Annotated in this window: 10 protein-coding genes; 9 read left to right on the forward strand and 1 reads right to left on the reverse strand. The window is 65.2% G+C overall.

Features of this window, described 5'->3' with window-relative positions:
* Positions 1–22: 22 nt before the first annotated feature.
* Positions 23–871 (reverse strand): DUF4349 domain-containing protein, encoded by an 849-nt coding sequence (locus JY500_RS15670; protein ID WP_206253742.1) that lies wholly within the window; start codon positions 869–871, stop codon positions 23–25.
* 222 nt (positions 872–1093) lie between these two features.
* On the opposite strand from JY500_RS15670, the gene JY500_RS15675 reads away from it, so the two are divergent.
* From JY500_RS15675 to JY500_RS15715, 9 genes are all read left to right on the forward strand, one after another.
* Entirely contained in the window at positions 1094–1579 is a 486-nt protein-coding gene (locus tag JY500_RS15675) for a hypothetical protein (protein ID WP_206253743.1), read from the forward strand.
* A 158-nt stretch (positions 1580–1737) separates the two neighbouring features.
* On the forward strand, positions 1738–2289 hold the full coding sequence (locus JY500_RS15680) for a hypothetical protein (protein ID WP_206253744.1): 552 nt from the start codon (positions 1738–1740) through the stop codon (positions 2287–2289).
* A gap of 104 nt (positions 2290–2393) precedes the next feature.
* Positions 2394–2960, forward strand: a complete 567-nt coding sequence (gene dcd, locus JY500_RS15685) for a dCTP deaminase (RefSeq protein ID WP_172197420.1) — start codon at positions 2394–2396, stop codon at positions 2958–2960.
* Between the two features lie 275 nt (positions 2961–3235).
* Positions 3236–5479 carry an arginine/lysine/ornithine decarboxylase gene (locus tag JY500_RS15690; RefSeq protein ID WP_172197417.1) on the forward strand — a complete coding sequence of 748 codons (2244 nt, stop codon included), beginning with the start codon at positions 3236–3238 and terminating at the stop codon, positions 5477–5479.
* A 120-nt stretch (positions 5480–5599) separates the two neighbouring features.
* On the forward strand, positions 5600–6265 hold the full coding sequence (locus JY500_RS15695; protein WP_206253745.1) for a YiaD family glycine zipper/OmpA-like lipoprotein: 666 nt from the start codon (positions 5600–5602) through the stop codon (positions 6263–6265).
* A 179-nt stretch (positions 6266–6444) separates the two neighbouring features.
* A complete protein-coding gene (locus JY500_RS15700; protein WP_206253746.1) occupies positions 6445–7554 on the forward strand; it encodes an efflux RND transporter periplasmic adaptor subunit in 1110 nt (369 codons plus the stop codon).
* 17 nt (positions 7555–7571) lie between these two features.
* The gene (locus JY500_RS15705) at positions 7572–10664 is read left to right on the forward strand and encodes an efflux RND transporter permease subunit (protein WP_206253747.1); all 3093 of its coding nucleotides are present in this window, start codon (positions 7572–7574) and stop codon (positions 10662–10664) included.
* A gap of 224 nt (positions 10665–10888) precedes the next feature.
* On the forward strand, positions 10889–12265 hold the full coding sequence (locus JY500_RS15710) for a TolC family protein (RefSeq protein ID WP_206253748.1): 1377 nt from the start codon (positions 10889–10891) through the stop codon (positions 12263–12265).
* Positions 12262–13233, forward strand: a complete 972-nt coding sequence (locus JY500_RS15715; RefSeq protein WP_206253749.1) for an HlyD family secretion protein — start codon at positions 12262–12264, stop codon at positions 13231–13233. Before JY500_RS15710 ends, JY500_RS15715 begins: the two co-directional genes overlap by 4 nt.
* The last annotated feature ends 1 nt before the right edge of the window (position 13234 follow it).

Genomic DNA, 13234 nt, shown 5'->3' on the forward strand with positions numbered 1-13234 from the left:
CGTCCTTCTGAGGGAATCCGGTTCAGTCTTCATCGCGCCGGCGACGAGCACGCAGGAAGCGCCACAGCAGCCAGGCGGGCAGCAACCAAACGGCTGCACCGGCAACGAAGGTGATCAAGGCCGAGAGGCTCCCGGCCACGGTGTGCCCGACACCAAGGAGCGCATCGCGCACCGGATCAAGCATGCCGCGCTCCACCGCGCTGCGCTGCGCGACGTAGTCAATCTCAAACAGCTCGCGATCGGTCTCCATCGCCAGCACCTTGCGTTGCGCGGCGAGGCTGTCGAGTTCGCCCTGGGTCTCGGCAAGCTGGCGCTCGATCTCAACCAGGTCCTTCACGCCGCTGCGCGCATCGCCCATCAGCGCCCGTAAGCGTTCGCGCAGTTGCTGCAGGTTTGCGATGCGGGCCTCGACGTCCACCACCTGCAGCGTACGATCTTCGGTATCGGTCATCTGGCGCAGAACCCGCGCATCCGGCCCAGCCAAGCCCGCCGCGAAGGCCGCCGCCTGCTTGCGCGCGACGCGCACCGCCAAGTGGCCGTTGGGCAGTGAATCATTGGCCGGCGAGGTGAAGCTCTCGTTCTGAACAATGCAGTCAAGCGCTCGGCATCGCGCAAGGTGCGCGTCGATCACCGCCCGCATGCGCTGGGGCGCCGCCTCGATCGTGTACCGGTGGGTCAACACGAGGTAGCGCTGCTGCGCCGGCTCAGCGGCCGCCGATTCGATACCGCCCGCCTGTTTGCTCAACGCGGCAGGCGCCGCTGCCGGCGATTCGCCCTGCATTGGCGCAATTTCCGCCTTGCGGCCGCAGGCCGTCAGCACGCTCAACGCAAGTAGCAAGGACAAGCATGCTGCACGACGCGGAGTAAGCATTCGGCACATCCGGGCGACAAAACCCATGCGGGCGGGGCGACAGTTTGGCGCGATGGCGCGTTCCGGACAAGGTGGATCGAACTGGGCCGGTGAGCGCTGCGTTGCGCTTGAACAGAGCCGCTTCCGGTATCGTGTCGGCTGGGTTCGACCGGCTTTACACGGTTGGTCATCGGTGAAGCTCAGTCAGTGAATCACAGCAGGAAAACACGAGTGAGGTGGGCAATGCAGGGGATCTCTCGTTTCGTCGCCACGGCGTTGGTCGTGCTCTTGTCCTCCGCTGGCGTCGCTCAGGCCCAATGGGTGTTTGTCGCAAGGAAGGCCGTCGGCGTGGTTCGCCAAATGGCGGGCGAGGCCGAAAACGGACAAGGTACCGGGTACGACTCGGCGACAGTGATGCTTAACGCACGCGCAGAGAACGTTTATCGGAAAGCGGTCGAGCTGGCCAAAGCAAGCAAGGAGTTTCATCTCACGCGGCAGACCGACAGTACGCTGACGCTCGAGATATCCGACGGGAAGCGCGTCGCCGGAATACAGGTCACCCCGATTGAGGAACGCCTGAGCCAACTGCTGATCGTCTCAAACACTACGCCGTCACAGGAGTCTGGCAGTTCGACCGCCGTCAAGGCCGTGCTGCGAATCTGCCAAGAAATGGCGATCGAGTGCAGTGCCACGGCGCAGCCCCAAAGCGCTGCAGGCGGAAGGAAGTAACGGACGCCCCGGAGTCGAGAAGGCGGGCGCGGCGCACACACGACAGATCTCACGGTCGCAATGGCCGTGTCGTGCTAGCGTTCGGCGCTTTCCGCCCGGGCCGACATCGCATTGGCGCGGGCTCTCCCAACACAGTCAGATTCGATCAGGCTCCCTCAATGAAACGCATCCTCTCCACCGTATTCGCAGTTGCCCTGGCAACTCCTGCATTCGCCGCTGACCGCGTCGTGCTGCTGGCACCCGTGACCTATACGCAGGATTCAAGCATCGTCCAGAAGGTGAAGGACGAGTGCCGCCCGGAAGAACAGGTCGCCCGTGCGATGAGCTCGGCGCTGAACAAGAAATACGGCGGCGGCAGCCCGATCAGTTCGGAAACCGAGGCCAACGGTGCGCAAGTGATGCGCATGCAGGTCTCGCATGTGTTGGGGGTTGGCGGCGGCGGCTGGAGCGGCCCGAAGGCGATCACCGTACACGTCGAGTTGCTTGAGAACGGCAAGGTCGTGCGCAAGACGCGCGCCAATCGCTGGTCCACCGGTGGCATGTGGGGCGGCTTCAAGGGCACCTGCTCGATCTTGGATCGCTGCGCAGTGGCGCTCGCTAAAGACCTTTCCCGCTGGGCGGGCGACCCGAGCTACAAGATCGAAGACGAAGCAGCCCCCAAAGACGCCGCACCTGAAGACAAGGCCGCGGCCGAAAAGACCAGCCTGTAGGCGCCTACCAGTGCGGAAAGCCGGCGCTTTGCCGGCCTCCGCATTACGAAATCGAGGCGGACAGGTAGAATGGGCGGTTTAAATTTTCGCTGGAAGCTCGAACCGTGAGCATCAAATCCGATAAGTGGATCCGCCGCATGGCGGAACAGCACGGCATGATCGAGCCGTTTGCGCCCGAACTGGTGCGTTCGGTCAATGGCAACAAGATTGTCTCGTACGGCACCTCGAGCTACGGCTACGACGTGCGCGTGGCCAACGAATTCAAGGTGTTCACGAACATCAACTCGACGATCGTTGACCCCAAGGCCTTCGACGACAAGACCTTCGTGGACTTCACCGGCGACTACTGCATCATCCCGCCGAACTCGTTCGCCCTGGCCCGCACGGTGGAGTACTTCCGCATTCCGCGCTCGGTGCTGACGGTGTGCCTGGGCAAGAGTACCTACGCGCGCTGCGGCATCATCGTGAACGTGACCCCGCTCGAGCCCGAGTGGGAAGGCCATGTGACGCTGGAGTTCTCGAACACCACGCCGCTGCCGGCGAAGATTTACGCCAACGAGGGCGTGGCGCAGATGCTGTTCTTCGAGTCCGACGAGATCTGCGAAACCTCGTACAAGGATCGCGGCGGCAAGTACCTGGGCCAGACCGGTGTGACGCTGCCGAAGATCTGAACCCGCGCTTGCGCACCCAGACGGCCCTGCAGATTTGCAGGGCCGTTTGTTTTGGATCAGAGGCCGCGCGGATGGCGCCCTGCTGGCGAACACCGCAAGCGCTTGATCGAAAAGCCTTTTTCACAAGGCCACGACACAGTTTTCCGCATCTGCGACACAAGCTGTGCCAAGCCACTTCCCCTGCAGCCTGACGCTGTTATCATTCGCGCCTTTCCGACGGGGGGTGCCACCGCACCGGCCCCGTTTTTCTCTTTTGGCTTCGCGGAGAATCCGCCATGCGTTTCGATTTCCCGATCATCATCATCGACGAGGACTTCCGTTCGGAAAACGCCTCGGGCCTCGGTATCCGTGCATTGGCGGAGGCGATCGAGAAAGAAGGCATGGAAGTGCTGGGCGTCACCAGTTACGGCGACCTGACCTCCTTCGCGCAGCAGCAGAGCCGCGGGTCGGGCTTCATCCTGTCGGTGGATGACGAGGAGCTGACGTCGGACGAGGCTGAAGAGACGATCGGCGAACTGCGTGCCTTCGTACAGGAAATCCGCTTCCGCAACCCGGATATCCCGATCTTCCTGCACGGAGAGACGCGCACCAGCCGCCATATCCCGAATGATGTGCTGCGCGAGCTGCACGGCTTCATCCACATGTTCGAGGACACGCCGGAATTCATCGCACGCTACGTCGTGCGCGAGGCCCGCGCCTACCTCGACAGCCTGCCGCCGCCCTTCTTCCGTGCGCTGGTGCACTACGCGGCGGACGGTTCGTATTCCTGGCACTGCCCGGGGCACTCGGGCGGTGTTGCCTTCCTGAAGAGCCCGGTCGGCCGGATGTTCCACCAGTTCTTCGGCGAGAACATGCTGCGCGCTGACGTCTGCAATGCGGTGGATGAACTGGGCCAGCTGCTCGACCACACCGGCCCGGTCGCGGCGTCGGAACGTAACGCCGCGCGCATCTTCAATTCCGACCACCTGTTCTTCGTCACCAACGGCACGTCCACCTCGAACAAGATCGTGTGGAACTCGACCGTCGCGCCGGGCGACATCGTGGTGGTGGACCGCAACTGCCACAAGTCGATCCTGCACTCGATCATCATGACCGGCGCGATTCCGGTCTTCCTGATGCCGACGCGCAACCACTTCGGCATCATCGGCCCGATCCCGAAAAGCGAATTCAGCTGGGAGAACATCCAGAAGAAGATCGCGAAGAACCCGTTCATCACCGACAAGAACGCCAAGCCGCGGGTGCTGACGATCACGCAGAGCACCTACGATGGCGTGCTCTACAACGTCGAGGAGATCAAGCAGGAGCTCGACGGCAAGATCGACACCCTGCACTTCGACGAAGCCTGGCTGCCGCACGCTGCCTTCCACGACTTCTACGGCGACTACCACGCGATCGGCGCCGATCGCCCGCGCTGCAAGGAGTCGATGATGTTCTCGACGCAAAGCACGCACAAACTGCTCGCCGGCCTGTCGCAGGCTTCGCAGATCCTGGTGCAGAACTCGGAGAACCGTCAGCTCGATCTGGCGAGCTTCAACGAGGCCTACCTGATGCATACCTCCACCTCGCCGCAGTACGCGATCATCGCCTCGTGCGACGTGGCGGCCGCGATGATGGAGCCGCCGGGCGGCACCGCGCTGGTCGAAGAATCGATCGCCGAAGCGCTCGACTTCCGCCGCGCCATGCGCAAGGTCGACGAAGAATGGGGCGCGGATTGGTGGTTCAAGGTCTGGGGCCCGGACTACCTCGCCGACGACGGCATGGCCCTGCGCGAGGACTGGATGCTGCGTGCCGAAGACCACTGGCACGGCTTCGGCAAGCTGGCCGAAGGCTTCAACATGCTGGACCCGATCAAGGCGACGATCATCACGCCGGGGCTGGATGTTGAGGGCCATTTTTCGGACTGGGGCATCCCCGCGAGCATCCTCACGCGCTACCTTTCCGAGCACGGCATCATCGTCGAGAAGACCGGTCTCTACTCGTTCTTCATCATGTTCACCATCGGCATCACCAAGGGCCGCTGGAACACCATGGTGACCGAGCTGCAGCAGTTCAAGGACGCCTACGACAGCAACCAGCCGCTCTGGCGCGTGATGCCGGAATTCATCGCCAAGCAGCCGCGCTACGAGAAGATCGGCCTGAAGGATCTGTGCCAGCAGATCCACGATTTCTACGCCGCGAAGGACGTCGCACGCCTGACGACCGAGATGTACCTCTCGGACATGGAGCCGGCGATGCGCCCGACCGATGCCTGGTCGAAGATGGCCCACCGCGAGATCGAGCGCGTGTCGATCGATGAACTCGAAGGCCGCATCACCGCGATGCTGGTGACACCCTACCCGCCGGGCATCCCGCTGCTGATTCCGGGCGAGCGCTTCAACGCGACAATCTGCAACTACCTGAAGTTCGTGCGCGAGTTCAACGAACGCTTCCCCGGCTTCGAGACCGACGTGCATGGCCTCGTCAGCGAAGTGGTGGACGGCAAGAAGAAGTATTACGTGGACTGCGTACGCCAGGGTTGAGCAGCCCCACCGTGCCATCATCGAAGAGCCGCGAAAGCGGCTTTTCGCATTTCTGCGGGTGCGATTCCGCCGCAGCGGGCGCAAAATTCGCGGCTTGACTCGGCTGACTGGAGTACCCGCATGCAACCTACCCGACTGACCTGTCTGCTCGCTGCCGCGAGCATTGCGCTTGGCGCCTGCGCAACGATGGACGAGAGCTCACAGGAAAAGGCCAAGGGCGCCGGCCTGGGCGCGCTCGGCGGCGCAGCCGCAGGCGCACTGATCGGCGCGGTCACCGGCAGCGACAAGGTCGGCCGCGATGCCGCCATCGGCGCAGCGGTCGGTGCGGCCGGCGGCTACATCTGGTCGTCGCACATGGAGAAACAGAAGCGCGAAATGGAGAAGGCCACCGCCGGCACTGGCGTATCGGTATCGCAAACCAGCGACAACCAGCTCAAACTGGAAGTGCCGGGCGACTTTTCCTTCGACACCGGCCGCGCCGACATCAAACCGAACATGCGCCCGGTGCTGGACCGCTTTGCGACCACGTTGAACGAGAACCGGGCTACGCACATCCGCATCATCGGCCACACCGACAACACCGGCTCCGACGCGGTGAACGACCCGCTCTCGCTGAACCGCGCCGCCAGCACGCGCGATTACCTCGCCGACCGCGGCGTCGCCAGCAACCGCATCAGCATCGACGGACGCGGCGAGCGCAACCCGATCGCCAGCAACGACACCGCCGAAGGGCGCGCCCGCAACCGGCGCGTCGAGATCTTCGTCGCGGAGGCTGCCGCCCGCTGACCCGGCTCGCAGCCACGTGCAGGCGCGCATCGCTGCAGGCGCCTGCACGGCGATACCTGCCGGACCAGCATGCGGGCGACGATACCCCGATAATGCACGCTGCAAGCAACACAAGCGCCGATTAACGCCTGATTGCCACCGGCCGGACGGCCGGCCTATCCGAATCCCCCGAGGTTCCCATGCAAGTCCGAAAACGCACCCTCCTGATTGGCCTGGTGGTGCTCGTCGTCGCCATCGCAATCTCGCTGGCCGTCAAGGGTAACAAGGCCCCCAACACAGCACCGGCCAACGCCGCGACCGGGGCGCAAAACAAGGCCGCGCTGACGGTACAGACCGTCAAGCCGCAACAGGCCGAGTGGCCCCAGACGCTGAGCGCGAACGGCAGCATCGCGGCATGGCAAGAAGCCGCCGTCGGTGCAGAGATCGCCGGACTGCGCATTACCGAGATTCTCGTCAACGTTGGCGATCAGGTTAAGAAAGGCCAACTGCTCGCCAAGCTCGCGAATGAAACGGTCGCGGCCGACCATGCGCAAACCCGGGCCGGCGTGATCGAAGCGGAAGCCACCCTGAACGAAGCCCGCGCCAACCTTGAACGCACGCGCCAGCTGCGCGCGGCGGGCATGGCCAGCGCCCAGCAGTTGGTACAGGCCGAAACCGCGGTCGATACCGCGCAGGCGCGTGTCGAGGCGCAGCGCGCACGCCTGCGGGCTGAGGATGTACGCCTCGCGCAGACCCGCGTCGTGGCACCTGACGACGGCATCATTTCCGCGCGCAACGCCACCGCCGGCTCGATCGCTCAGGGCGAACTGTTCCACCTGATTCGCGGCGGCCGCCTCGAATGGCGCGGCGAGCTGGCCGAAGCTGAGATGGCCTCGGTGCCGCCCGGCACGCTCGTGCACCTGACACTCGCCGGCGGCGGCGCCGCCGAAGGGCGCCTACGCATGCTGGCGCCGACGGTGGACCCGCAAACGCGGATCGGTCTCGCCTATGTCGACCTCACCGAACCCGGCCCCGCGCGGGCGGGCATGTTCGCGCGCGGGCAGTTCGTACTGGGCAAACGGGCAGCGCTCACGCTGCCGCAGAGCGCCGTCGTGTTGCGCGACGGATTCAGCTACGTGCTGGCGCTGGACGGCACACGGGTGCGCGAACAGAAAGTGGAAACCGGCCGCCGCAACGGCGACCGCGTCGAGATCCTGGCCGGGCTCCAACCGACCACCGCCGTGGTTGCAGCCGGCGCCGCCTTCCTTGCCGACGGCGACACGGTCCGCGTCGCGCCCGCCCAGAACTGAGCGCGAAGATGGCCACCATGAACGTTTCGTCCTGGTCGATTCGCAACCCGATTCCGGCCCTGCTCTTCTTCGTGCTGCTGACCGCCGCGGGTATCGTCGGATTCCGCGCGATGAAGATCCAGAACTTCCCGGACATCGATCTGCCGATGGTCGTGGTTACCGCCAGCCTGCCCGGCGCATCGCCAGGACAGCTGGAAACCGAGGTCGCACGCAAGCTCGAGAACGCAATGGCGACGCTGCAAGGCGTCAAGCACATCTACACCAAGATCCAGGACGGCACCGCCACGATCACCGTGGAGTTCCGCCTCGAGAAGGCCACGCAGGACGCCGTCGATGATGTGCGCGATGCGGTTTCACGCGTGCGTTCCGACCTGCCGGGCGATTTGCGCGACCCGGTCATCGCCAAGGTGGACCTCGCCGGCATGCCGATCCTGACCTACACGATCGCGTCGAGCCGGATGGATAACGAAGCGCTGTCATGGTTCGTCGATCACGACATCACCAAGGCGATGCTGAGCGTGCGCGGCGTTGGCGCCGTCGCCCGTGTCGGCGGTGTGACGCGCGAGGTGCGGATCGAGGTGGATCCGGATCGGCTGTTTGCCCTGAAGGCAACCGCCGCCGACATCTCGCGCCAGCTGCGCCAGGTGCAGCAGGAAGCCTCGGGCGGGCGGGCCGACCTCGGGGGCTCGGAGCAGTCGGTGCGTACGATCGCCACGGTCGCGTCGGCCGAAGAACTCGCGGCGATGGAGATTCCGCTGTCCGATGGCCGCCGCATCCGCCTCGACGAAGTCGCCACGGTACGCGACACCGTGGCCGAAGTGCGGTCCGCCGCGCTGCTCAACGGCAAACCGGTAGTCGGTTTCGAGATCACCCGCAGCCGCGGTGCCGGTGAGGTGGAAGTTGCCGAGGGCGTCACGGAGGTGCTCAAGACGCTGAAAGCCAAGCATCCGGATGTGGTCGTCACCGAGGCCTTCAATTTCGTCGACCCGGTTGCGGAGAACTACAGTGGCTCGATGAACCTGTTGTTCGAAGGCGCAATCCTCGCGGTGCTGGTTGTGTGGCTGTTCCTGCGCGACTGGCGCGCCACCTTCGTATCGGCCACCGCGCTGCCGCTCTCGATCATCCCGGCGTTCGCGGGGATGCACCTGCTCGGCTTCTCGATCAACGTGGTGACGCTGCTTTCGATGTCGATCGTGGTCGGGATTCTGGTAGACGACGCGATCGTCGAGATCGAAAACATCACCCGCCACCTGCGCATGGGCAAGACGCCTTACCAGGCGGCGATGGAAGCCGCGGACGAAATCGGGCTCGCCGTGATCGCCACCACCTTCACGCTGATCGCGGTTTTCCTGCCCACCGCCTTCATGGGCGGGGTGCCGGGCAAGTTCTTCGTCCAGTTTGGCTGGACAGCCGCAATTGCGGTGTTCGCGTCGCTGGTTGTGGCGCGCATGCTGACACCGATGATGGCGGCCTATCTGCTCAAGCCGCCGCGTGACGATCACCGCGAGCCGGGCTGGCTGGCGACCTACACGAACTGGGTCACCTCCTGCCTGAAGCACCGATGGCTCACGATGGCCGCCACGGCGGTGTTCTTCTTTGGCTCCTTTGCGATGGTGCCTTTCCTGCCCACAGGCTTCATGCCGCCGGACGATTTGTCGCAAACACAGGTGACGCTTGAACTGCCGCCCGGCAGCACCTTCCGGCAGACCTTTGCGCTGGCCGAGCAGGCACGCCTGATCGTCGAGAAGAACCCGCATGTGAAGCTCGTCTACACCGCAGTCGGCGGCGGCCTGGCCGGTGGCGACCCCTTCGCATCTGCGGGCGCTGCCGAGGTTCGCAAAGCGACCCTGACAATCAACATGACGCCACGCAAGCAGCGGCCGGGTATCAGCAAACAGTCGATCGAGGGCGAGCTGCGGCGTGCGCTCGAAGTGATCCCCGGCGCGCGCATCAAAGTCGGCCTCGCAGGGGCCAACGAGAAGTACGTGCTGGTGCTGGCGGGGGAAGACGGTCGCCTACTGGCGGCCCATGCGGCCAAGGTGGAGCGCGAACTGCGCACGATTCCCGGCATCGGCGCGGTGACCTCGACGTCCAGCCTTGTGCGCCCGGAAGTGATCGTGCGGCCCGACTTCACCAAGGCCGCGGAGCGCGGTGTGACGTCCGCCGCGATCGCCGATACGCTGCGCATCGCCACCTCTGGTGATTACGACCAGGGGCTCGCCAAGCTCAATCTGTCGCAACGGCAGGTACCGGTTGTCGTGCGCCTGAAGGCTGACGCACGCGAGAACCTCGATCTGATCGCACGGCTCTCGGTGCCCGGCACCAAGGGGCCGGTGATGCTCGGCAACATCGCAACGCTGACGGTCGATAGCGGCCCGGCGCAGATCGACCGATATGACCGCGCCCGCAACATCAACTTCGAGATCGAACTCAACGGTCAGCCACTCGGCGAGGTTTCCGCCCAGGCGCTGAAGCTGCCGAGCCTCGCCAATCTGCCACCCGGCGTTACGCAGACCACGGTTGGCGACGCGGAAGCAATGGCGGAGCTGTTCTCCAGCTTCGGGCTGGCGATGCTGACCGGCGTGCTGTGCATCTACATCGTGCTGGTGCTGCTCTTCCACGACTTCGTGCAACCGGTGACGATCCTTGCGGCGCTGGTGCTATCGGTGCCGGGCGCATTCCTGGCGCTCTTCATCACGCACACGGCCTTGTCGATGCCTTCGATGATCGGCCTGATCATGCTGATGGGTGTGGCCACGAAGAACTCCATCCTGCTCGTCGAATACGCGATCATGGCCCGCCGCGAGCATCACCTGTCGCGCTGGGACGCATTGCTTGACGCCTGCCGCAAACGCGCACGCCCGATCGTGATGACCACCATCGCGATGGGTGCCGGCATGCTGCCGATCGCCATCGGCCTTGGCGTAGACCCGAGCTTCCGCGCGCCCATGGCGATCGTCGTGATCGGCGGTTTGATCACCTCGACCTTCCTGAGCCTGCTGGTGATCCCGGTGGTATTCACGTTTGTCGACGATGGCATCAACCTGATCAAGCGCGTCCTGCCACACCGCCAGCACCACCCGGCAAACGCCACGACCAAGACTGCGTAGTTTGGCCGCGCCGGTTTCAGCTGCGGCACAAGGCTGAAACCGGCGGCCGTCGAACCCATGGCCGCCGCCTACTTCCGCAATTGCCTGAGCAGTGATGCGAGGGCTAACATGCGGTTCCGCTGAACCGAGAAGCCAACGTGTTCAAACCCGCCCGCACTGCAGGCCCGCCTTTTCTCCGCACAGGCGCCTGGCGCCCGCTCGCCGGCCTCATCCTGAGCATCGGTATGGCAAGCGTGCACGCCGAACCGATGAGCTTCGACGCGGCCCAGCTGCGCCTCGCCGACAAGTCCGGCACGCTGCGTGCAGCGCGGCTGAACCGCGAGGCCCGCGAACTCGAAGCCGAAGCCACCCGCTCGCTATCGCTACCGCAGGTGAATGCAACGGTGGCGTATTCGAAACTGGAGCGCGACTACGAAGTCGATGTGGCACCGATTACCGGCGCGCTCAATCAGGCAGTCGGTGCGATCGGCGGCGCCACCGGCGTGAAGCTGCCGGCGCTGCCCGCCACGCTCGATTACAAGTACAAGAACGAAGGCGTACGGCCGATCCTCGGTTTCAACTGGCCGCTATTTACCGGCGGCAAGATCAGCGCCACGCAGGATCTCGCTGCCGCGCGAACGGCCGAGGCCGGCGCCGAGGTGCGCCATACCGAGGAAGCGCTCACCACTCAGCTGGTGAAGTACTACTACGGCTTGCAACTCGCCGAGCATGCGGTCGCAGTCCGCAGCGCCGTGCTCGACGCATTGACCCAGCACCTGCACCAGGCCGAACGCTTCGAGAAGACCGGCCTGATCGCGCGGGCCGACCGCCTGCACGCACAAGTCGCCTACGACGAAGCGAAGCGCAACTTGTTCAAGGCGCAGGACGATCGCGCACTCGCGCAGATTGCACTGAACCGGATGCTCGCCGCCACACAGGATGTGGTGCCGTCCTCGCCGCTCTTCGTGCGCAGCGCGCCGGTCGAGCCGATCGAGACCTGGACCCAGCACGGGCTCGCCGCGCATCCGGGCCTCGCGCTACTTGACGCCAAGCGCCAGCAGACTGCGCAGCTCGAAACCATCGCCCGCTCGGCGTTGCTGCCTGAGGTCTTCGCCTTCGGCACTTACCAGCTCAACAAAGAAGTGCTGACACCGGTGGAACCGGACTGGATCGTCGGCGTCGGCGTGCGCTTCACGCTGTTCGACCGCCTTGATCGCAGCAGCATGATTGCGGCGAGCCAGCGCCAGAGTGCGGGCGTCGTTGCATACACAGAACAGGCGCGCGACGACATCGCTACGCTGATCGAGAAACGCTGGCGCGAACTCGAACAGGCCCGCCAGCGCTACTTGCTGCTCGAATCGAGCATCGCGCTGGCGAAGGAGAACGTGCAACTGCGCGAGCGCGGCTTCGGTGAGGGGCTCAGCACCTCGCTCGATCTGGTCGACGCACGGCTGTCACTGTCACGCGCCGAGATCGACCGCGCTCAGGCCGCCCGCGACTATGTCGTCGCACTCGCCGAGCTGCTGGAAGCCAGCGGCCAAAGCGAGCGTTTTACCGAATACGCCGCACACGCCGACATCCGGATCGAACGCCCCAACCCTGCCGCGGGTCGCCAACCATGAACAGCAAACCACTTGTCGCCGCAATCGCCGGCATCGCCGCGCTAGGGCTTGTCGCCTGGGGCGTTTGGGCCGCCACGCACCCGGCCCCCTTGCCAATCCAGGGGCAGATCGAATCGCGCACCGTCGACGTCGCCAGCAAGGTGCCGGGCCGGGTTGCCCGCGTGCTGGTCGAGGAAGGGCAACGCGTTAGCGCGGGGCAGGCACTCTTCGAACTGGAAAGCCCGGAACTCGACGCGAAGCTCGCGCAGGCCACCGCGGCACACGACGCCGCAGAGTCGGTCAGCACCAAGGCGCAGAGCGGCGCGCGCAGCGAAGAGATCCGCATGGCGGAGCTCAACTGGCAGCGCGCCGTTGCGGGTGCCGAGCTCGCCGAAACCACCGCGCGGCGCGTGGCCTCGCTCTACCGCGAGGGCCTGATCGCGCAGCAGAAGCACGACGAGGCGCAAACCCAGGCGCATGCGGCCCGTGCGCAGGCCGACGCCGCCCGCGCGCAGTACGACATGGCCCGCAACGGCGCGCGCAGCGAGGACAAGGCGGCGGCGGCGGCACAAGTGCGGCAGGCGGCCGGTGCGATGTCGGAGGTGCAAGCCTATCGGCGTGAAACGCGCATCCTCGCGCCGGCGGCGGGCGAAGTCGCGAAGGTGCAGATCCGCGCAGGCGAGATCGCGCCGCAGGGTTACGCGGTGGTGTCGCTGGTGGACCGGGGTGACAGCTGGGCGGTGCTCAACGTGCGCGAAGACCAACTCGCTCGCTTCAAGCAAGGAGCGGAATTCGACGCAGAACTGCCCGCGCTCGGCAAGGCCCTGCGAATGAAAGTCATCTGGCTGGCACCGCTGCCCGATTTCGCGACCTGGAAGAATGTGCGGGGTACGCAAGGGGTAGACCTGCGCACCTTCGAGGTCCGCGCAAAGCCGCTCGCGCCGCCGCCGGATCTGCGGCCCGGCATGAGCGTGATCGTGCGCCCCTGAG

The sequence above is a fragment of the Niveibacterium microcysteis genome (assembly GCF_017161445.1).
Lineage (GTDB): Bacteria > Pseudomonadota > Gammaproteobacteria > Burkholderiales > Rhodocyclaceae > Niveibacterium > Niveibacterium microcysteis.

Coding starts and splice junctions, on each gene's coding strand:
- JY500_RS15710 (WP_206253748.1), top strand. CDS start 10,889: ATGGCAAGCGTGCACGCCGAACCGATGAGCTTCGACGCGGCCCAGCTG.
- JY500_RS15715 (WP_206253749.1), top strand. CDS start 12,262: ATGAACAGCAAACCACTTGTCGCCGCAATCGCCGGCATCGCCGCGCTA.
- JY500_RS15695 (WP_206253745.1), top strand. CDS start 5,600: ATGCAACCTACCCGACTGACCTGTCTGCTCGCTGCCGCGAGCATTGCG.
- JY500_RS15705 (WP_206253747.1), top strand. CDS start 7,572: ATGAACGTTTCGTCCTGGTCGATTCGCAACCCGATTCCGGCCCTGCTC.
- JY500_RS15670 (WP_206253742.1), bottom strand. CDS start 871: ATGCTTACTCCGCGTCGTGCAGCATGCTTGTCCTTGCTACTTGCGTTG.
- JY500_RS15675 (WP_206253743.1), top strand. CDS start 1,094: ATGCAGGGGATCTCTCGTTTCGTCGCCACGGCGTTGGTCGTGCTCTTG.
- JY500_RS15700 (WP_206253746.1), top strand. CDS start 6,445: ATGCAAGTCCGAAAACGCACCCTCCTGATTGGCCTGGTGGTGCTCGTC.
- JY500_RS15690 (WP_172197417.1), top strand. CDS start 3,236: ATGCGTTTCGATTTCCCGATCATCATCATCGACGAGGACTTCCGTTCG.
- JY500_RS15680 (WP_206253744.1), top strand. CDS start 1,738: ATGAAACGCATCCTCTCCACCGTATTCGCAGTTGCCCTGGCAACTCCT.